This window comes from Specibacter cremeus, assembly GCF_003946885.1.
Taxonomy (GTDB): domain Bacteria; phylum Actinomycetota; class Actinomycetes; order Actinomycetales; family Micrococcaceae; genus Specibacter; species Specibacter cremeus.
This window is the reverse complement of record NZ_RWKQ01000029.1, coordinates 17,025-36,936: the sequence shown is the minus strand read 5'-3', so window position 1 is coordinate 36,936 and position 19,912 is coordinate 17,025. Positions and strand designations below refer to the sequence as shown.

Sequence of the window (19,912 nt, the reverse complement as noted above, 5' to 3'; positions counted from 1 at the left end):
CGAGTTATCTCATGGATACCAAGGCCGCGGACATGGTCGGCAACGTGCTGGACCCCAACTGTCCGTCGCGCGTCGTGCTGGCGCGCGTCGGCGACAAGTGGGCCGCGCTCATCATCGCCGTGCTCGAGGACGGGCCGCGACGCTTCTCCGAACTGAAGGGCATGGTCGGCGTCGTCACGCCGAAGGTGCTCACACAGACGCTGCGCACACTGGAACGCGACGGGCTTCTCCGGCGCACGATCCACGCGCAGGTGCCGCCGCGCGTGGACTACGAGTTGACGGACCTGGGTGCCACCTTGCTGGAACCGCTGGCGACGCTGCGGCACTGGGCCGAGCACAACGTGGCCGCCATGCTGCGGGCCCGCGACCGGTACGACGACGCGCAGGACGGGCGGATCGCCGGCGACTAAGCGCCGTACAAGACGCGGTCCAGGAACGGGTTGCGGAACTTTCCGGTCGGGTCGTGCTTCGCGGCCAGGTCGCGGAAGTCGTCGAAACCCGGGTACAGCGGGCGCAGCGCGGCAGCGTCCGCGGCGAACAGCTTGCCCCAGTGCGGCCGGGCCCCGAATGCCGCCAGCCGCTCCTCGATGAGCGGCAGCACGGCCTCCACCTGGGGTTGCAAAGGCTTCCACGTCAGGTGCAAGGCCACGCTGTCGCGCCCGAACGAAGGGCTCAACCAGAAGTCGTCCGCGGCGACCGTGCGGACCTCGGAGACGAGCAGCTTCGGGGCCAGCACGGGGGCCAGAGCCCGCAGTTCGCGCAGCGCTGCCGCCGCATGCCCGCGCGGCAGCAGGTATTCGGTCTGCAGTTCCGCCCCGTTGCTGGGCGTGAACTCGAGCCGGAAGTGCGGCAGCCGGTCCAGCCACGGGCCGGGAACGTCCAACTGCGCGGTGCAGTTGTCCGCCGACATGCCCGGCAGCGGATGCATCGCCGCCGTCGCCGCCGGGGCGCCGTGGAAGTCGGCGCGCCGTTCGGCGCCCGGGGTGTCGTCGCGCACCTTGCGCCAGACCTGCGCGACCGCGTCGCCGGTGTAGTCGGTGAACAGGCTGACGCTGTAACCGTCCGAGGCCACGGCGTCGAAATCGGCCAGTACGCGCTCCCACGGCAAGCGCACATACACCTGCTGGCGCACCGCATACGTGGGTTCGATCGCCAGGTCCAGGTGCGTGATCACGCCCAGCGCGCCGAGGCCGACGACGGCGGCCCGGAACTCCCCGCCGTCGTCCGCGGTGAGCCGGACCGCCTCGCCCGACGCGCGCACGAGCTCGACGGCGCGCACGGCCGCGGCCAGCGACGCGTTGCCGACGCCGGATCCGTGCGTGCCCGTCTGCACGGCCCCGGCCACGGAGATGTGCGGCAGCGAGGCCAGGTTGGCCAACGCGTAGCCGCGCTCCTGCAGGTACGCGCCGACGACGCCGTAGCTGAGGCCGCCGGCCACCCGGACCGTACCGGCGGCCGCCTTGATTTCCGGTTCATCGGCCAGCTTGTCCAGGACCACGTGGGTGCCGGCCGTGTCGGCGATGGTGTTGAAGCAATGCCGCGAGCCGAGCGCCTTGACCGACGAGGCCGCACCGATGAGCGCCTGCAATTCGGCGACGGTGGACGGGTGTTCCGTGCGTGCGGCCCGGTAGCCCAGGTTTCCTGCCCAGTTCTTCATGATGCCTTTCGATGGCCGGACGTGCGGGGGGTGTGGAATAATGCTATGTTAGCGCGAACAAGTTGTCGATGGGACAGGAGCAGGCATGGCGGCAGCATCCGAAGGGCAGCACCGGGCCCCCGTGATGGAGGACGTGGCGCGAGTCGCCGGGGTGTCGCACCAGACCGTGTCCCGGGTGCTCAACCACAACCCGAACGTCAGCGACCGGACCCGGGAGAAGGTTGAACGGGCCATTGCCGAGCTCGGCTACCGGCGCAACACGGCGGCCCGCTCGCTCGTGACGCGCCGGTCGCAGACCATCGGCGTGCTGGCCAGCGAGATGAGCGAATACGGACCCTCCAGCACGCTCCTGGCCGTCCAGGAGGCGGCCCGGGAGGCGGGCTACTTCGTCAGCATCGCCGGCATCCGCGACGTCTCGGCCCGAACCATCCAGGAGGCGCTGCGGCGGTTCACGGACCAGAGCGTGGACGGCATAGTCGTCCAGGTGCCCCATGACGTGATCTTCGAGACCCTTCGCGAGCTGTCCCTGGACGTGCCGGTCGTGGTGATCGGCGCGGCCGGGGCCACCGGGCTCAGCGGCGTCAGGGTGGACCAGGAATCCGGTGCCCGGCAGGTCGTGGCCCACCTGATCGGGCTGGGCCACCGGACCATCGGGCACGTGTCGGGCCCGCGGGACTGGATCGACGCCAAGGCCCGCATCGAGGGGTGGCGCGGCGCGCTGGCCGACGCCGGACTGTCCGACGGGCCGCTCGTGGAGGGGGACTGGAGCGCCGGCGGCGGATACCGGGCCGGACTGGAACTGGCCGCCAACACGGACGTGACGGCCGTCTTCGCGGCGAACGACCAGATGGCCCTCGGCCTGCTGCGCGCCTTTGCCGAGAGCGGCCGGCGCGTTCCGGCGGACATCTCGGTGGCCGGCTTCGACGACGTGCCCGAGTCCGGCTACTACCAACCGCCGCTGACCACGGTGCGGCAGGGCTTCGAGGCGCTGGGCCGGCGCTGCATCGAGGTGCTGTTGGCGGAACTGGCCGAGGGCAGCCGGGGCGCCACCGTCGTCGTCCGGCCCGAACTGGTGGTGCGCGGGACGACGGCGGGCCTTGCAGGGGGCTGAACGGTCCACGCCTTCGCTGGCGGGCATCGACACCCGGCCGCGGCCTCATTAGCATTACAACGTTGTAGAACGTGTACTCGAGACAAAGGAAACACATCATGAACAGCACCGTCACCAAGGCAACCATCGTCGTCGACCGCAGCGCCGTCGTCGCCCCCGTCAACCGGCGGATCTTCGGGTCCTTCGTCGAGCATCTCGGTCGCTGCGTGTATGACGGCATCCACGAACCCACGCATGCGACCGCCAACGAGGACGGCTTCCGCCTGGACGTCGTCGAACTCGTCAAGGAGCTCGGCTCCACGACCATTCGCTACCCGGGCGGCAACTTCGTTTCGGGATTCCGGTGGGAGGACAGCGTCGGCCCGCGCGAGAACCGGCCCGTCCGCCGCGACCTGGCCTGGCACTCCATCGAGACGAACCAGGTGGGGCTGGACGAGTTCTCCCGCTGGCTGAAGCTGACCGGCTCGGAGCTCATGCTCGCCGTCAACCTGGGCACGCGCGGCATCGAGGCGGTCGTGGACCTGCTCGACTACGCGAACCATCCCGGTGGCACCACGCTGAGCGACGCGCGCATCAAGAACGGCACCGAGGAGCCGCACAATGTGCGCATGTGGTGCCTGGGCAACGAGATGGACGGCCCGTGGCAGACCGGCTACATGAGCGCCGACGACTACGGCAAGCTCGCCGCCCGGACCGCGCAGGCCATGAAGGCCGCCGACAAGGACCTGGAACTGGTGGTGTGCGGGTCCTCCGGATCGGCCATGCCGACGTTCGGCGACTGGGAACGCACCGTGCTTGAACACAGCTACGAGCACGTCGACTACATCTCCTGCCACGCCTACTACCAGGAACGCGACGGCGACCTGGGCTCCTACCTGGCGTCCTCGCTGGACATGAAGTACTTCATCGACACGGTCGCCGCCACGGCCGATCACGTGGGCAACAAGCTGCGCAGCAGCAAGAAGATCAAGCTCTCCTTCGACGAGTGGAACATCTGGTACCTCGACGAGCACCGCGCGTCCGACGAGGTCAACGACGGGTGGCGGGTGGCCCCGCGCCAGCTGGAGGACGTGTACTCGGTGGCCGACGCCGTCGTCCTGGGCAACCTGCTCATCACGCTGCTGCAGAATCACGACCGGGTGGCCTCGGCGTCGCTCGCCCAGTTGGTCAACGTGATCGCCCCGATCATGACCGAGCCCGGCGGCGCGGCTTGGCGCCAGACCACATTCTTCCCCTTCTCCGTCATGTCCCGGCTTGCCGGCGGCGAGGTGTTGCGCCCGCGCATCGATGCCGGCACGTACCGCACGGCCGTGCACGGGGACGCCCCGCTGGTGGACTCGGTGGTGACGGTCGACGACGGCGCTGCCGCGGTTTTCCTGGTCAACCGCGGCCGCACCGAGCCGATCGAGGTGAGCATCGACGTGCGCTCGCTGGCGGCCACGGCCATCACGGAGGCCGTGACGCTGCACGACGATGACGTGTACGCCAAGAACACGCTGGACGACCAGGAGCGCGTGGGGCTCAAGACGCTCGAGGAGGCGGTGCTGGCCGGCGGCATGCTCACGGTGACGCTGCCGCCCGTGTCCTGGTCCGCCGTCGCACTGGCCCGCTGAACCGGAGGCCCGGGAAGACCCTGGGCAGGCCTTGACAGCGCACTATCCTTGACAGCGCACGTTGTTAGCGCTAACAATTGAGCCCAATCACATCTTCACCCCTGGTTGAGAGGTCACCATGACAGAATTCCCGCCCCCGACCGGGGCCGCCGAAGCGCCGGAGGCCGGCGCCAAGTACGTGATCGGCGTCGACTTCGGCACGCTGTCGGGGCGCGCCGTCGTCGTGCGCGTCGGCGACGGCGCCGAACTGGGCACGGGCGTGTACGACTACCCGCACGGCGTCCTCACCGAGGAGCTGCCGCCCGCCGCAACCGGCGGGCGGCGGGTGCCGCTGGGCGTCGACTGGGCGCTGCAGGTGCCCGGCGACTACCGCGACGTGCTGCGCCACGCCGTGCCGGCCGCCGTGGGCGACGCCGGGATCGATCCGGCCGACGTCATCGGCCTCGGCACCGACTTCACGGCCTGCACCATGGTGCCCACGCTGGCCGACGGCACGCCGCTGAACGAGGTCCCCGGTTACGCCGACCACCCGCACGCGTACGTGAAGCTGTGGCGCCACCACGCCGCGCAGCCGCAGGCCGACCGGATCAACGCGGTGGCCGCGGCCCGCGGCGAGGCGTGGCTGCCGCGCTACGGCGGGCTCATCTCCGCCGAATGGGAGTTCGCCAAGGGCCTGCAGCTGCTCGAGGAGGACCCCGCGACGTACGCCGCCATGGAGCACTGGGTGGAGGCGGCGGACTGGATCGTGTGGCAGTTGACCGGGCGCTACGTGCGCAACGCCTGCACGGCCGGTTACAAGGGCATCTACCAGGACGGGGCGTATCCGTCGCGCAACTTCCTGACCGCGCTGAACCCGGCGTTCGCCGACTTCGTCACGGACAAGGTGGAGCACCGGATCGGCCGGCTGGGCGAGGCCGCCGGCACGCTCACCGCGGAGGCGGCGGCCTGGACCGGGCTGCCGGCGGGCATCGCCGTCGCCGTCGGCAACGTCGACGCGCACGTGACCGCCCCGGCCGCCCGGTCCGTCGCTCCCGGCCAGTTGACGGCCATCATGGGCACCTCGACCTGCCACGTCATGAACGGCCGCGAACTGCGCGAGGTGCCCGGCATGTGCGGCGCCGTCGACGGCGGCATCCTGGACGGCCTGTGGGGCTACGAGGCCGGACAGTCCGGGGTGGGCGACATCTTCGGCTGGTTCGCCAACACCTCAGTCCCGCCGCATTACCACGACGCGGCCGCCGCGCGCGGGCTGGGCGTGCACGAGCACCTGACCGAGCTGGCCGCCGCACAGCCGATCGGCGCGCACGGGCTCGTGGCGCTGGACTGGCACAGCGGCAACCGGTCCGTGCTGGTGGACCACGAACTCTCCGGCGTGGTGGTGGGCCAGACGTTGGCCACCCGGCCCGAGGACACGTACCGGGCGCTGCTGGAGGCCACGGCGTTCGGCACGCGCACCATCGTCGAGGCGTTCAACGCCTCGGGTGTTCCGGTGACGGAATTCGTCGCGGCCGGCGGGCTGCCGCGGAACCGGCTGCTCATGCAGATCTACGCCGATGTGATCGGGCTGCCCGTGCGCACCATCGGCTCCACCCAGGCGCCGGCCCTCGGCTCGGCCATCCACGCGGCCGTCGCGGCCGGCGCGTACCCGGACGTGCGGGCCGCCTCCGACGCCATGGGCGCCGACCCGGCCGACGTGTATGAGCCGGTTCCGGAGAACGTGGCCGCCTACGACGCCCTATTCGCCGAGTACACGGCGCTGCACGACTACTTCGGCCGCGGCGCCAACGAGCTCATGCACCGGCTCAAAGGCATCGCGCGGGCGGCCCGCGATGCCGGGGATGCCCGGATGGCCGTGGTGCCGGCATGAGCGACCTCAGAGCATCAATCGCGGCCCTCCGCGCCGAGGTGTGCGCGCTGCATGCCGAACTGACGCGCAACGGCCTGGTCGTCTGGACGGCCGGCAACGTCTCCGCCCGGGTGCCCGGCGCAGACCTGATGGTCATCAAGCCCTCCGGCGTCTCCTACGACGACCTCACCCCCGACGCCATGGTCGTCACCGACCTGCACGGCACCCCCGCCGCCGGCGACTGGGGCAACCCGGCGCTGGCGCCGTCGTCGGACACCGCCGCGCACGCATACGTCTACCGGCATATGCCGGAGGTGGGCGGGGTGGTGCACACGCACTCGACCTATGCGACCGCGTGGGCGGCGCGCGGGGAGCCCATCCCGTGCGTGCTGACCATGATGGGCGACGAGTTCGGCGGCGACATCCCGGTGGGGCCGTTCGCGCTGATCGGCGACGACTCGATCGGCCGCGGCATCGTGGAGACGCTGCGGGCGTGCCCTTCGCCGGCCGTGCTGATGAAGAACCACGGCCCGTTCACGATCGGGCCGGACGCGCGCGCCGCCGTGAAGGCCGCCGTCCTGTGCGAGGAGGTGGCCAAGACCGTCCACGTGGCCCGCCAGCTCGGCGAGCCGGCGCCCCTCGACGGCGCCGTGGTCGACTCGCTGCACGCCCGCTACCAAAACGTCTACGGGCAGCCGGCCCGCTGAAGCATTCCGAAGGAAGCACATACATGAGCACAGCAAACTCCGTCTCCCTGGACCGCTACGAGGTGTGGTTCCTGACCGGCAGCCAGCACTTGTACGGCGAGGACGTCCTCAAGCAGGTGGCCGCCCAGTCGCGGGAGATCGCTGACGCGCTGAACGCCGACGCGCCCGTGAAGCTGGTGTGGAAACCGGTCCTGACCGACGCCGACGCCATCCGCCGCACCGCGCTGGAGGCCAACGCGGCCGACCACGTGATCGGCGTGACCGCCTGGATGCACACGTTCTCCCCGGCCAAGATGTGGATCCAGGGTCTGGACGCGCTGCGCAAGCCGCTGCTGCACCTGCACACCCAGGCCAACGTGGAGTTGCCGTGGGAGGACATCGACTTCGACTTCATGAACCTGAACCAGGCGGCGCACGGCGACCGCGAGTTCGGCTACATCCAGGCCCGCCTCGGCGTGCCGCGCAAGACCGTGGTGGGGCATGTGTCCAACCCGGAGGTCCGCCGCCAGGTGGGCATTTGGCAGCGTGCTGCGGCCGGCTGGGCGGCCGTGCGTGGGCTGAAGCTGACCCGCTTTGGCGACAACATGCGCAATGTGGCCGTCACCGAGGGAGACAAGACCGAGGCCGAGCTGCGCCTGGGCGTGTCCGTGAACACGTGGAGCGTCAACGAGCTGGCCGACGCCGTGCACGCGGCCGCCGAGGCGGACGTCGACGCACTGGTCGCCGAGTACCTGGACCTGTACGACGTGGCCCCGGAGCTGCGGCCGGGCGCGCCCCGGCACGACTCGCTGCGCTACGGCGCCCGGATCGAGCTGGGCCTGCGTTCCTTCCTGGAGGCCAACGGATCGGCCGCGTTCACCACGTCCTTCGAGGATCTGGGCGCGCTGCGCCAGCTGCCCGGCCTGGCCGTCCAGCGGCTCATGGCCGACGGCTACGGTTTTGGCGCTGAGGGCGACTGGAAGACGGCCATCCTGGTGCGTGCCGCGAAGGTCATGGGTGCCGGGCTGCCCGGCGGCGCGTCGCTCATGGAGGACTACACGTACCACCTGGTGCCGGGTGCGGAGAAGATCCTCGGCGCGCACATGCTGGAGGTCTGCCCGTCGCTGACCATCTCGAAGCCCCGGCTGGAGATCCATCCGCTGGGCATCGGCGGCCGGGAGGACCCGGTCCGGCTCGTGTTCGACACGGACCCGGGCGCCGGCGTCGTCGTCGCCCTGTCCGACATGCGCGACCGGTTCCGCCTCGTCGCGAACGCCGTCGACGTCGTCGAGCTCGATGCCCCGTTGCCCAACCTGCCGGTGGCACGCGCGCTGTGGAGCCCCAAGCCCGACTTCGCCACGTCCGCGGCCGCCTGGCTGACGGCCGGCGCCGCGCACCACACCGTGTTGTCCACGGCCGTCGGGGTGGAGGCGTTCGAGGACTTCGCCGAGATGGCGCAGACCGAACTGTTGACCATCGGCGAGGGCACCACGATCGGGCAGTTCAAGAAGGAGATCCGGTGGAACGCGGCGTACTACAGGCTGGCCGGGGGACTGTGACCGGTATGAATGCGAACGGCGCCGTGCATGTGATCGCCGCCGGCGACTACGAGGCGCGGGTCGTGGAGCGCGGCGCGGCCCTGTGCCGGCTGCGGTTCCGCGGCCGCGACCTGGTGGTCCCGTTCGAGGCGGCCGCGCCCATCCCGGACTTCCGCGGCATCGTCGCGGCCCCGTGGCCGAACCGAATCGCCGACGGCGCGTACCGCTGGGACGGCACGGTGCGGCACCTGCCGGTCAACGAGAAGGACCGCAACACGGCGCTGCACGGGCTGGTCTACGACCGCCTGTGGGAGATGGTGGAGCACGACGACGACAGGCTCGCCTTGCGCTGTGCCATCGCCCCGACGCCCGGCTATCCCTTTGCGTTGGAGCTGCACGCCACGTTCGACCTCGACGCGGATGGTTTGACGTGCGCCGTGGCCGCCACGAACGTGGGGGACGCGGCCGCCCCGTACGGCGTGTGCCCGCACCCGTACCTGGTGGCCGGCCCGGCGCCGCTGGATGAGTGGACGCTGGAGCTGCCGGCCGAGTCGTTCCTCGAGGTGACCGGTGACCGGTTGCTGCCGATCGGGCTGGCCCCCGTGGCCGGCCACGCCTTCGACTTCCGCGAACCGCGCGTCATCGGGGCCACGGAAATCGACCACGCGTTCACGAACATCACCATCGACGACGCCGGCCGGGCCCGGCTGCTGCTCACCGACCCGTCCGGCACCTCCGTCGGGATGGCCTGGGACGAGGGCTGCCCGTGGCTGCAGGTCCACACGGCCGACAAACCGGCGCCCGCGCCGAACCGACTCGGACTGGCCGTCGAGCCCATGACCTGCCCGCCGGAGGCGTTCACCTCCGGCACGGACCTCATCCGGCTGTACCCCGGCAGCACGCACGTGGCGGGCTGGACGATCTTCGGGGCCTGACACCCGCCTCCGCCAGGGCGGGGATGGGGAGCGACCCAAGAACCGTTGGCCGGCGGTGACACCTTTAGTTGGCCGGGCTGGTGCTGGTGAATTCGATGGTGCCGGCCTCATTGGTGAGCGTGAACGTCGTGTTCACCCGTGAATACGCAATTGGATGGCTCAGGAACGCGTGAACCCATGCTTCGTCATCGCCGTTCGATCCGAGGCACCCTTGGGTCCCGGACACAATGGCCGCAGCATCAGGGGTGATGAGCGTGTTTGTCAGCATGATCGGGACATTGAGTGTGTTGCATGGCGTGGTCATGACCAGGCTCTGGGTGCCGTTCATCGAGCTGACCGTCATCCTCAGGGGTTGGGCGGTGAGCCATGGAAGGTCATTCATCCTGGCGTCCTTGCCCGAGACGGACACGTAGATGCCACACCCCAAGGTTTCCGTGGTGCCGCAGGCCGGGGTGGGGGCCCCTGGTGAACTCCTCGATGGGGTCGTGCTCGACGCCGGCGAACTCCCGCACGAGGCGCAACTCATGAGCACCGTCGCGGAAAGCAAAGCAACACACCACAACGTGGAAGTTCGCACGAAACCGTCCTCAGTATGAAGTCTCACCCATGTGGGAAAGGTACACCCAGTTTGCATCGCAAGGCGGCGCCCGCGCTCGTCTTGTAGCATCAAGGCAGGCGCGGCAGCCAGCCCGCCGCAGGCAAATTGACGGCAAGGGAGAGAGCCATGCGCGCCACGGTCAAGGACGTGGCCGCCCTGGCCGGCGTGTCCCCGAAAACGGTGTCCAACGTGGTCAACGGGTTGGTGCCCGTCAGCGAGCGGACCCGGACCCGGGTNGGAGGCGGCGCTGGCCGAGCTGGACTACGTGCCCAACCTGTCGGCCCGCGGGCTGCGCAACGGGCGCACGGGCGTGATCGGCCTGGCCCTTCCCGACCTGGGCACGCCCTACTCGGCCGAGCTGGCCCACCACGTGGTGGAGGAGGCGCACGAGCTCGGCTGGGGCATCCAGATCGAGGAGACCGGCCGTGACCCGCAANCGCGAATTCGAGCTGGTCTCCCGGGCGCGGGCCAATCTGGTCGACGGGCTGATCCTGAACCCCGTGGCCCTGGATGAGAGCGCCATCAGGGTGGGCGGGAACCTGCCGCCCATGGTCCTGCTCGGCGAGGTGTCGCAGCAGATCGTGGACCACGTGGGCGTGGACAGCGTGGCCGCCGCCCGGGCCATGACCATGGCGCTGGCCGGCACGGGACGGCGCCGGATCGCCGTGCTCGGCGCCAACGGCACCCGCCGCTCCGCCACGGCCCTGGCGCGCGCCGCGGGCTACCGCGCCGCGTTGGCCGAACTGGGACTCCCGCACGATCCCACGCTGGAGATCGTCTGCGACGACTGGACGCCACAGGGCAGCGCCGACGCCCTGCGGGAGTTCCTGCGCGACAACCCGGCCCCCGAGGCGCTGTTCTGCTTCACGGACTCACTGGCCATCGGCGCCCTGAGCGTGCTGGCCGGCGCCGGGCTGCGCGTACCCGAGGATGTGCTGGTGGCCGGGTTCGACGACATCGCCGACGGCCGGTTCACCGTGCCCGCCCTGACCACGATCCACGTCGACAAGCGGGGAATCGCGCAGCAGGCCCTGCGGCTGCTGACCGCACGCATGGCGGAACGGAAGCGCCCGCCCGTGGACGTCACGCTTCCGTACCGGATCATCGAACGCGCCAGCACGGGTCCGCTGGGACCCTAGCGGCGTGGCTCAGTAGCGGCAGGTGTTCGGATACACCGCACTCTCGAACTCGGGGTAACCGAGCGTCGTGAACAGGTTGGTGCCGTATTGCGCATCCTTGCCAAAGGTGTTGACGCCCGGACCGGACACATTGCCGAATTCAATGGCGCAGCCGCCGCCGACCAGGTTGGCCAGGCTCCAGTATGGGTAGAAGTTGCCTGGCGAATTCGGCGGCGGAACGGCACAGCCGGTCTGCGTCTTAGCCGTGCAGGTGGATTCACTCAGGGCCACGTCGGTCTGGAACATGAACGACGAATACCGGTGGCCGGCGGTGAACGGCGTCGACTGGACGAAACTGGCCGGGAAGGTGCCGGTCGGTCTCGGGCCGGTCGGCCACTGCGCCCAGTACGGCGAACCGTCGAAGTCCAGGTCGCCGTTCTGGAAGACGTTGTCAATGCAGCCGCTGACCACGTTCGGGGCCGAGGCGAGGGTGCCGTGGGTGTCGCCCAGCGGGAAGCAGGCCGCATCCCCCTGTTCCGGGGTGCCCGTGTCCGAGCTGGCCTCGTAGGGGCCGGTGCACTTGTTGTAGACCGGGTCCGCCGGGCCGCCGGCACCGTTGAACACGACGTCGGACACCTGGGTGCACGGCTCGAAGTGGCCGATTTCAAACTGGGTGCTGATGTTGGTCTGCAGGGCCGCCCACGGCGTGATGTTTCCCTTGGTCGCGGTCGAGTATTCCGGCTGGAAGTTGAACGGCGTGCCCGAGCAGTCCGCGATCGACGTGTTCTGGAAGCCGTTCGCGGCCGACGCCTGCATGAAACCGGTTTGGTGGGTGGTCAGGTCAGCGAGCACGACCTCGAAGGCGCTGCCCCCGCCACCCGGGACCCGCGCATTCTTCATGCTCACCGCGACCCTGTCCCCGGGATTCATCAGCAGGGTGTGGCTGTTCGGAGTGAACGTGGCCAGGTTCGTCTTCTGCGGGCTGGGCGGCCCGGCCGGCACGCCATTGGTCTGGATGAAGGCGAAGTTGACCGGCTCCACACAGGAGGTGTTGCACGAGGCGAAGTTCAGGGTGCACTCGAGGCTGTCGATATTCAGGGCCGCACACCAGTGCGTGTTGTCGCAGCTGATCGACTCGGCGAAGGGCGCGAACCCCGGCGGGTAGAACTGCATCTCCATGAATGCGGACCCGCCGCCGGAGAACGTCGCGGATGGTGCGTTCGCGTCACTTTGCGGGGTGCACGCGTTCAGCGGATACGAATTCGGATCGCACATGTCCATCGAGAACCATGGGGCGATCGACAGCTCGAACCAGTGGGACACATCCGCGCCCGGCGTCGCCACCGTGGGGGCGGCCGCGGGATCGGATCCCAGGGTCTCCAGCCACGTCACGTTGTTCCCGGACCCCGGTCTCGAGGAGAAGTAGGTCAGGTCAGGCTCGTCATGCCCGATGTAGTAACCGTTGTCGTAGAAGCGGCCGCCCCACGTATTGGCGTTGTCCACCCCGGCGAGGCCGCGGACATCGGTACAGTTCATGGTCGGGCGAATCGGTTGCTGTGCCGTACTGTGGCCGTTGCAGTCCAGTTCGCCCGATGACTGCGTGGGCGGTGCCCCCGCCTGCGCCGGGCTGGCAATTGTCCAGCCGGCGCCCGTCACCCCGAGAACAGTCACGAAAACCGCCACCGCGGCTGTCCAGATGGATCGTTGCCCGAACTTGTGAACATTCATTGTGCACCTGCCATCGACGGCTGGCCCACCGGGTCCGGCGGACAAGCCACTTAACGGCCTAGCACCATTTCCGGGCCGCCCGCAATCCGTTTTGGGCACAGAATAATGGTGCTCTCGTAGTGTGATCCGGCAGCCGTGCGCCCGGTTGCCGCGGACGACGGCGGTTGCCGGCCCCGCCGTCCGGCCGGCGGCAGGGCGCGGACTGGCCATGCGTAACAATGTGTGCGCTAACAAAAAGGTCTTGCCCTCACTTTTACAACGATGTAATCTATGAGCCAGATCACGAATCCCGGCCGGGGAAAGCGCCGTCATACGCTGCGGCACAGCCCGGCCCGGATCGGGAGGAATCACGTCCAAAGGAGTGACGGGTGAAGCAACACAAGGGATTGTTCGAAGAATTGCCCAATCGGGCGGTATCCCGGCGCCAAGTGCTCAAGGGTGGTGGGGCGGCCCTCGCAGGCCTGCTGGCCGCCGGGGCATTGTCCGGCTGCGGCGGTTCCGCGGGGGCGGCCGGGGAGCAGCAGCTGCGGTTCTGGCATCTGCTCTCCGGCGGCGACGGCATCAAGATGCAGGCCATGATCGATGCGGTCAACGCCTCGCAGGCCGGCTTCCACGTCAACCCGACGGTGCTTGCGTGGGGTGCCCCGTACTACACGAAGCTGGCAATGGCGTCCGCCGGCGGCCGGCCGCCGGAGGTGGCCATCATGCACGCCACCCGCGTGGTCGGCTATGCGCCCGGCGGGCTGCTCGACCCGTGGGACCTGGACCTGCTGGCGCACCATGGCGTCACGAAGGAGGACTTCGCGCCGCGCATCTGGGAGAACGGCATCGTGGACGGAAAGTCGTTCTCCATTGCCTTGGACTCGCACCCGTTCATCATGATGTACAACACCAAGGTGGCGCGGCAGGCCGGGGCGCTGGCACCCAACGGGCAGCTGGCGGCCATCACCGGCCCGGACCGGTTCAAGGAGCTGGCCATGGAGATGGCCAAGGTCACCGGCAAGCACGGGCTGTCCTACGGCTACCTGGGTGACGGGGCGCAGATGTGGCGCATGTTCTACACGCTCTACAAGCAGCACGGGGCCACCATGGACCTGGTCCAGGGCAGCAAGGCCAAGGTCGACCGGGACGTGGCCGTCGACGTGCTCGAATTCATCACGTCCCTGCTCGACGACAAGATCACGGCCAGGAGCGGCGACGGCGGCACCGCCATCGCCGAGTTCGCCGGCCAGGGATCCGGGATGTTCTTCAGCGGCGTCTGGGAGCTGCCCACCATGAAAACGGCCGGCGTGCCGCTGGACGCCATGCCGATCCCCACCCTCTTCGGCACGCCGGCCGCCTACGCGGACTCGCACGCGTTCGTCCTGCCGCACCAGCTGAACCTGGACGAGACGAAGCGGGCGGACGTGTACAAGTTCGTGGCCGCCATCCTCAAGGGATCCCTGTCCTGGGCGCAGGCCGGCCACATCCCGGCCTTCAAACCCGTGGTCCGATCGGCCGCGTACAAGGCGCTGCGGCCGCAGGCGCACTACGCCGGCGCCGCGGACATCATCAACTACGACCCGCGGGCCTGGTTCACCGGTTCCGGCTCCGACTTCCAGTCGTACTTCGCCGAGAACATCCAGAACGTCTTCCTGGGCCGGACCAAGGCCGCGGACGGCTGGGACGCATTCATCAAGCGCGTGGACACGCTGCTGTCCAAGCCGAACCCGGTGTAAGGGAGACACGCAATGAGCACATCCATCACGAAAAGCGCGACCGGCCACGCGGCCGACAACACGCACGCCGTCCGCCGGAAACGCGACGCCCTGCACGGGTGGGGGTTCATGGCCCCGTTCCTGGCGTTCTTCCTGCTGTTCCTCATCTGGCCGCTGATCCACGGCGTCATCATGAGCTTCACGGGCAAGTCGCTGACCGGCGCGAACAGCGCGTTCCTCGGTTTCGCCAACTACCTCGAGGCGCTCGGCGACGCCGACATGTGGCACTCCATGGGCAACACGCTGTACTTCACCGTCATCAGCACCGTGCCGCTGGTCATCGTGGCGCTCGCCATGGCCGCGCTGGCCAACATGGGCCTGCCGGCGCAGTGGCTGTGGCGGCTGTCCTTCTTCGCCCCGTTCCTGCTCGCCTCCACGGTCGTGTCCATGTTCTTCACGTGGATGTTCAACCCGCAGCTGGGCCTCATCAACGACGTGCTCGGCAAGGTCGGCATCCCGCCCGTCGACTGGCTGAACAACCCGGACGTGGCCATGTGGTCCATCGTGATCGCCACGCTGTGGTGGACGGTCGGCTTCAACTTCCTGCTCTACGTGGCCGCCATGGCCAACATCCCCGTCCAGCACTATGAGGCGGCCGCGCTGGACGGGGCCGGCGGCTGGCGCCAGTTCTTCTCCATCACGCTGCCCCAACTGACCCCGACGACCGTCATGATCGTGATCCTGCAGGTCCTGGCCTCGCTGAAGATCTTCGACCAGGTGTACCAGATGACCGGCGGCGGCCCCGGCGGGGCCACCCGGACGGTGGTGCAGTACATCTTCGAGAGCGGGTTCACCGGCTACCGGCTCGGCTACTCGTCCGCCATCTCCTACATCTTCTTCGCCCTCATCGTCGTCGTCTCCGTCGCCCAGTTCTTCGTCACCCGGACCAAGCCCACCCGCAAAAGGAGCGCCTAGCCATGGCAACACAGACCCTCGCCACGCCGCGGGCGGGCCGGGCACCCGCCCGGCAGACGCCGTCGAACAGGCCCGGCAAACGAATCAAACCCAGCCGCGTCATCGCCACCGTCATCGTGGCCGTGCTCGCCGTGACCTGGCTGGTCCCGTTCGCGTGGGCGACCATCACGGCACTCAAGAGCGAGACCGAGGCCGCGGCCACCCCCATCACCATCGTGCCGCCGTCGGGCTTCACGTTCGACGCGTTCGCCAAGGTGCTCAAGGAGGGCAACATCCCGGCGTGGACGTGGAACTCGCTGTTCACCTCCGCCCTGATCACCGCCATCACGCTGGTCATCTCCGCGCTGGCCGCCTACGCGCTCTCCCGCATCGACTTCAGGGGCAAGAAGCTGCTGATGGTCGGCATCATCGCGTCGCTGATCGTCCCGCCGCCGGTGCTGATCATCCCGTTGTTCTACCAGATGGTCGCGTTCCACATGGTCGACACGTATTGGGGCATCATCCTGCCGCAGGTCATCGCCCCGGCCATGGTGTTCGTGCTGAAGAAGTTCTTCGACCAGATCCCGCACGAACTCGAGGACGCGGCGCGCGTGGACGGCGCCGGTCGGGTGCGCATCTTCTGGCAGGTGGTGCTGCCGCTGTCCCGGCCCATCCTGGCCGCCGTGGCCATCTTCGTGTTCATCGGCGCCTGGAACAACTTCCTGTGGCCGTTCATCGTCACCAATGACAGCTCCATGCTGACGCTGCCCGTGGGGCTGCAGACCATCAAGAGCGCCTACGGCATCCAGTACGCCCAGAACATGGCCTCCGCGCTGCTGGCCGCGCTGCCGCTGATCGTGGTGTTCCTGTTCTTCCAGCGCCAGATCATCAAGGGCATCTCGACCACCGGCCTGGCCGGCACCTGAGCAACCACCACAAGAAAACAGGAGAAACCCCACCATGTCCCGTGCACGGATCAGCATCGACCGCGACTTCACGATCTCCGAGGTGCCCCGGCGCCTGTTCGGATCGTTCGTGGAGCATATGGGCCGGTGCGTCTACACCGGCATCTACGAACCCGGCCACCCGGAGGCCGACGAGCAGGGCTTCCGCAAGGACGTGCTGGCGCTGACGAGGGAACTCGGCGCCACGGTGGTCCGCTACCCCGGCGGCAACTTCGTCTCCGGCTACAACTGGGAGGACGGGATCGGCCCGGTGGCCAACCGCCCGCGCCGGCTGGACGGGGCCTGGCACACCCTGGAAACCAACGCGTTCGGCCTGCACGAGTTCGTCGACTGGTCCGCCAAGGCCGGCACCGAGGTCATGGAGGCCATCAACCTGGGCACCCGCGGCGTGGACGCGGCCCGCCAGATCGTCGAATACGCCAACCATCCGGGCGGGACGTACCTGTCCGACCTGCGGGCGGCCAACGGCCACAAGGGCCCGTTCAACATCAAGCTGTGGTGCCTGGGCAACGAGATGGACGGGCCGTGGCAGATCGGCCACAAGACGGCCGACGAGTACGGCCGGCTCGCCCAGGAGGCGGCGAAGGCCATGCGCTTCGTGGACCCCGGCATCGAGCTGGTCGCCTGCGGCAGCTCCAGCTCGGGCATGCCCACGTTCGGCGCCTGGGAGCAGACGGTGCTCACGCACGCGTACGACGAGGTGGACTACGTCTCGCTGCACGCCTACTACCAGGAGCACGACGGCGACGCCGCCTCCTTCCTGGCCAGCGCCGTCGACATGGACTACTTCATCGAATCCGTGGTGGCCACGGCCGACGCCGTGCGGGCCAAGGGCAAGCACAAGAAGCACATCAACCTGTCCTTTGACGAGTGGAACGTCTGGTACCAGCGCGGGCTGGACGGCGAGGACCAGCCGGAGCGGGTGAGCGCGGCGGGTTGGCGCGAGCACCCGCGCGTCATCGAGGACAAGTACAACGTCACGGACGCCGTCGTGGTCGGCACACTGCTGAATTCGCTGCTGCGCCACGGTGACCGGGTCAAGATCGCCAACCAGGCCCAGCTCGTGAACGTGATCGCGCCGATTCTCGCCGAGGAGAACGGCCCGGCGTGGCGCCAGAGCATCTTCCACCCGTTCGCCCGCATGGCCGAACTGGCGAAGGGGCAAATCCTGCGCACCCGGGTGGTCTCCGACAAGTACGCCACCGCCCGGTTCGGCGACGCCGACCTGGTCGACGTCTCCGCCACGTGGGATGAGGAGCGCGGCCGGATGGCGTTCTTCCTCGCCAACCGCGGCCTGGCGGAGGCGGCGGATGTGGAGGTGGCGCTGCGCGGCTTCGACGCCGGGCGCATCACCCGTGCCGAGGTGCTCACCGTGCCCGAGGGCGCGGACCGGTTCGCCGCGAACCTGCTCGGCGCCCGGGACACCGTGGGCCTGAAGCCGCTGGACGGCGTCAAGGCGGCCGGGGACGAGCTGAAGTTGACGCTGCCCGCGCTGTCCTGGGCCGTCGTCGAGCTTGAGGTCGCCACGGCGTAGCTGTTCCACGCACGACGCCGGGCCGTCACCTTCCGTGGGGAGGGTGACGGCCCGGCGTGCGTTCCGACGCAGCGTCAGCGGGCCGGGGCGCCGGCCTGCTGGTCAACCCCGCGTCGCAACCGCAGCGATTGCGCTGTTGGATCCAGTGCACGGCGAACCCGATGCCCGCGCTGCCGCCGCCGGAGGTCCGTCTTCGTTGGGCACCGTCGCACTGGCCGGCGTACTGGAGGTTCCATCCGCCGATGATAACATTGGTTATATAGGAGGTTTGGATATGACAATTACTACCAGCCCCGAAGCCGCGCTTAGCAGTGCCCGCCGCGCCCGGGCACGCCGGGAGCTGGGCGGCCTGGACTACATCAGGGCCGTTCGTTCCGCCGTGGACGCCGGGGCGGCACAGCGTGACATTGCCCGCGCCCTGGGCGTGGCACAGCCGGCCATTAGCCGCCTGCTGAAGCAGGCGGCTGCCAGGGGAGTGAAGCCGATTCCAGAGGGGTTCAGCGGAGCCAGCCCTTACGAAATTGCAGAGCGCTACGCGGCCGGCGACATCGACCGGGACACCATGATCCGCGAACTGTCCGCGTGGCCCTACGTGAAGAGCGACGCCCATACGGCCGCGCAGGCAGAATGGGACTCCACACCGTATCCGGACCCGCCGGGAACGTTCGAGGAAGTGGAGGACGCCCGCAGCGCCGGACTGATCGACGGTGAGGCCTACGACCTCATTCTGGACGCGTCGGACGACGTCCTGGACGCCCCATGACTGCGCTGTAACGCGTGACCAGCGAAGAACAAGCCGCCGCGCACCGCGCACACCTTGAACGGCTCTGCGCAGACGGCGGCCCTCTGACGGCCCACAGCCAGCATGCCACCAGCCAGAACCCGGAGTGGTTCAACGTCAAACGCGGGCGTGCCCGTGATGTACGCGCACGAGTACATGACAGCATCATGAGCCGCTTCATTGAAACCCACCCCGACGTGCGCCGGGACCGCAAGGCAATCGTTCTGGCCGGCCCTCCCGGTGTCGGCAAATCCACCGCGCAAGACGCCCTGATAAAAGAGACCCGGATGCGGCCCAAACAGTGGCTGGCGATCAACGCGGACGACTTCAAAGACGACCTGCTGCGCGAGGCAATCCAGGACGGCAGCTACGACAGCTATCTGGTGCCGGATGAAGTGCGAGAGCTGGAAGCGGCGGGGGAGAAGTTCTACCCACGCAAACTTGCCTCACTGGTTCACAACGAATCGTCCTATCTGGCGAAGAGGGCTACCAGGGAAGCTATCGGGCGGGGAGACAACATCATCATTGACGGCACGCTGTCGAGCGAGAAGAACGCGCGTATGCTGCTCGACGCCCTGAATGCGGCCGGCTACGACGTCATGGTGGCCGACGTTGAAACAACCCAGGCCGTCAGCGAGGCCCGCATCATGGTGCGCTGGGAACGTGGCTACCTGGCGGCAGAGAATGGAAAGGACACTGGCAAGGATACCGAGCTGGGAGGCCGCTGGGTGCCTCAGTCGTTCTCGGCTTCACTGTTCACTGCGCCGGAAGACAAAGAATCCCGGTGCGCAGCCAACGCGGCGGCCGTCGCCGCCGACTATGGATGTGTCAGTGAGTACGTCGTGTACCGTGTCGCGGACCGGAACTCGGGCCCCGTGCTGGACATCAAGCACCGCCGCACGAAACCCGACGGGCCGCTGGTGGACGCCGACACCCTGGCCGCCGTTCGGACGGCTTCACCGACCCATGCAGCACCGTCCAAGGGACGGCCCTCATCCAGTAACGACTTTGGGTGGTAGTGCCGTGGAGCGGTCATTCTCAGGCCGCATCGAGGTGGAGATCCGCCGAGGAAAGATTGACTCACCCGACGCTGAGGAACGCGCCAAGCTGGAACGCCGGCTGGCGGCCGGCGCCGATGCCGGGAGAGCCGG

16 protein-coding genes and 1 pseudogene are annotated in these 19,912 nt (G+C 68.8%); 14 read left to right on the top strand and 3 right to left on the bottom strand.

Features of this window, described 5'->3' with window-relative positions:
- Positions 1-11 precede the first annotated feature (11 nt).
- On the top strand, positions 12-410 hold the full coding sequence (locus EJC77_RS12370; RefSeq protein ID WP_125613048.1) for a winged helix-turn-helix transcriptional regulator: 399 nt from the start codon (positions 12-14) through the stop codon (positions 408-410).
- Here the strand turns inward: EJC77_RS12370 and EJC77_RS12365 are convergent.
- Positions 407-1,657, bottom strand: coding sequence for a D-arabinono-1,4-lactone oxidase (locus tag EJC77_RS12365; protein WP_125613046.1), 1,251 nt, complete (start codon positions 1,655-1,657; stop codon positions 407-409). The two genes, EJC77_RS12370 and EJC77_RS12365, sit on opposite strands and share 4 nt — an antisense overlap.
- Before the next feature lie 85 nt (positions 1,658-1,742).
- On the opposite strand from EJC77_RS12365, the gene EJC77_RS12360 reads away from it, so the two are divergent.
- From EJC77_RS12360 to EJC77_RS12335, 6 genes are all read left to right on the top strand, one after another.
- Positions 1,743-2,768 (top strand): LacI family DNA-binding transcriptional regulator, encoded by a 1,026-nt coding sequence (locus tag EJC77_RS12360; RefSeq protein WP_125613044.1) that lies wholly within the window; start codon positions 1,743-1,745, stop codon positions 2,766-2,768.
- 98 nt (positions 2,769-2,866) lie between these two features.
- Positions 2,867-4,381, top strand: coding sequence for an arabinosylfuranosidase ArfA (gene arfA / locus EJC77_RS12355; protein WP_125613042.1), 1,515 nt, complete (start codon positions 2,867-2,869; stop codon positions 4,379-4,381).
- Positions 4,382-4,499: 118 nt separating this feature from the next.
- Positions 4,500-6,248, top strand: a complete 1,749-nt coding sequence (gene araB / locus EJC77_RS12350) for a ribulokinase (protein ID WP_125613040.1) — start codon at positions 4,500-4,502, stop codon at positions 6,246-6,248.
- Positions 6,245-6,934 carry an L-ribulose-5-phosphate 4-epimerase gene (locus EJC77_RS12345; protein WP_125613038.1) on the top strand — a complete coding sequence of 230 codons (690 nt, stop codon included), beginning with the start codon at positions 6,245-6,247 and terminating at the stop codon, positions 6,932-6,934. The genes araB and EJC77_RS12345 overlap by 4 nt, the downstream gene beginning before the upstream one ends.
- 23 nt (positions 6,935-6,957) lie before the next feature.
- Entirely contained in the window at positions 6,958-8,472 is a 1,515-nt protein-coding gene (gene araA, locus EJC77_RS12340; RefSeq protein WP_125613036.1) for an L-arabinose isomerase, read from the top strand.
- Between the two features lie 5 nt (positions 8,473-8,477).
- A complete protein-coding gene (locus tag EJC77_RS12335; protein ID WP_125613034.1) occupies positions 8,478-9,386 on the top strand; it encodes an aldose 1-epimerase family protein in 909 nt (302 codons plus the stop codon).
- 64 nt (positions 9,387-9,450) lie between these two features.
- On the opposite strand, the gene EJC77_RS12330 is transcribed toward EJC77_RS12335, so the two are convergent.
- On the bottom strand, positions 9,451-9,714 hold the full coding sequence (locus tag EJC77_RS12330) for a hypothetical protein (RefSeq protein ID WP_125613032.1): 264 nt from the start codon (positions 9,712-9,714) through the stop codon (positions 9,451-9,453).
- A gap of 396 nt (positions 9,715-10,110) precedes the next feature.
- Here EJC77_RS12330 and EJC77_RS12325 point away from each other — a divergent pair.
- A pseudogene (locus EJC77_RS12325) lies at positions 10,111-11,123 on the top strand (LacI family DNA-binding transcriptional regulator).
- Between the two features lie 9 nt (positions 11,124-11,132).
- Here the strand turns inward: EJC77_RS12325 and EJC77_RS12320 are convergent.
- On the bottom strand, positions 11,133-13,181 hold the full coding sequence (locus EJC77_RS12320) for a hypothetical protein (protein WP_125613030.1): 2,049 nt from the start codon (positions 13,179-13,181) through the stop codon (positions 11,133-11,135).
- A 17-nt stretch (positions 13,182-13,198) separates the two neighbouring features.
- On the opposite strand from EJC77_RS12320, the gene EJC77_RS12315 reads away from it, so the two are divergent.
- The 6 genes from EJC77_RS12315 to EJC77_RS12290 all read left to right on the top strand — a co-directional run bounded on the left by EJC77_RS12315 (position 13,199) and on the right by EJC77_RS12290 (position 19,780).
- Positions 13,199-14,548, top strand: coding sequence for an extracellular solute-binding protein (locus EJC77_RS12315; protein ID WP_240630195.1), 1,350 nt, complete (start codon positions 13,199-13,201; stop codon positions 14,546-14,548).
- Between the two features lie 12 nt (positions 14,549-14,560).
- The gene (locus tag EJC77_RS12310) at positions 14,561-15,502 is read left to right on the top strand and encodes a carbohydrate ABC transporter permease (protein WP_125613028.1); all 942 of its coding nucleotides are present in this window, start codon (positions 14,561-14,563) and stop codon (positions 15,500-15,502) included.
- Between the two features lie 2 nt (positions 15,503-15,504).
- Entirely contained in the window at positions 15,505-16,407 is a 903-nt protein-coding gene (locus EJC77_RS12305; RefSeq protein ID WP_125613026.1) for a carbohydrate ABC transporter permease, read from the top strand.
- A 34-nt stretch (positions 16,408-16,441) separates the two neighbouring features.
- Positions 16,442-17,980, top strand: a complete 1,539-nt coding sequence (gene arfA, locus EJC77_RS12300; protein WP_125613024.1) for an arabinosylfuranosidase ArfA — start codon at positions 16,442-16,444, stop codon at positions 17,978-17,980.
- A gap of 274 nt (positions 17,981-18,254) precedes the next feature.
- Positions 18,255-18,743: a helix-turn-helix domain-containing protein gene (locus EJC77_RS12295; RefSeq protein WP_125613022.1), complete on the top strand. Its 489-nt coding sequence runs from the start codon at positions 18,255-18,257 to the stop codon at positions 18,741-18,743.
- Positions 18,744-18,757: 14 nt separating this feature from the next.
- Positions 18,758-19,780: a zeta toxin family protein gene (locus EJC77_RS12290; RefSeq protein ID WP_125613020.1), complete on the top strand. Its 1,023-nt coding sequence runs from the start codon at positions 18,758-18,760 to the stop codon at positions 19,778-19,780.
- Positions 19,781-19,912 lie beyond the last annotated feature (132 nt).

Excerpts from the sequence above, each read along its gene's own strand:
- EJC77_RS12370 (WP_125613048.1), top strand. The coding sequence starts at position 12 with ATGGATACCAAGGCCGCGGACATGGTCGGCAACGTGCTGGACCCCAAC.
- EJC77_RS12365 (WP_125613046.1), bottom strand. The coding sequence starts at position 1,657 with ATGAAGAACTGGGCAGGAAACCTGGGCTACCGGGCCGCACGCACGGAA.
- EJC77_RS12360 (WP_125613044.1), top strand. The coding sequence starts at position 1,743 with ATGGCGGCAGCATCCGAAGGGCAGCACCGGGCCCCCGTGATGGAGGAC.
- arfA (WP_125613042.1), top strand. The coding sequence starts at position 2,867 with ATGAACAGCACCGTCACCAAGGCAACCATCGTCGTCGACCGCAGCGCC.
- araB (WP_125613040.1), top strand. The coding sequence starts at position 4,500 with ATGACAGAATTCCCGCCCCCGACCGGGGCCGCCGAAGCGCCGGAGGCC.
- EJC77_RS12345 (WP_125613038.1), top strand. The coding sequence starts at position 6,245 with ATGAGCGACCTCAGAGCATCAATCGCGGCCCTCCGCGCCGAGGTGTGC.
- araA (WP_125613036.1), top strand. The coding sequence starts at position 6,958 with ATGAGCACAGCAAACTCCGTCTCCCTGGACCGCTACGAGGTGTGGTTC.
- EJC77_RS12335 (WP_125613034.1), top strand. The coding sequence starts at position 8,478 with ATGAATGCGAACGGCGCCGTGCATGTGATCGCCGCCGGCGACTACGAG.
- EJC77_RS12330 (WP_125613032.1), bottom strand. The coding sequence starts at position 9,714 with ATGAACGGCACCCAGAGCCTGGTCATGACCACGCCATGCAACACACTC.
- EJC77_RS12310 (WP_125613028.1), top strand. The coding sequence starts at position 14,561 with ATGAGCACATCCATCACGAAAAGCGCGACCGGCCACGCGGCCGACAAC.
- EJC77_RS12305 (WP_125613026.1), top strand. The coding sequence starts at position 15,505 with ATGGCAACACAGACCCTCGCCACGCCGCGGGCGGGCCGGGCACCCGCC.
- arfA (WP_125613024.1), top strand. The coding sequence starts at position 16,442 with ATGTCCCGTGCACGGATCAGCATCGACCGCGACTTCACGATCTCCGAG.
- EJC77_RS12295 (WP_125613022.1), top strand. The coding sequence starts at position 18,255 with ATGACAATTACTACCAGCCCCGAAGCCGCGCTTAGCAGTGCCCGCCGC.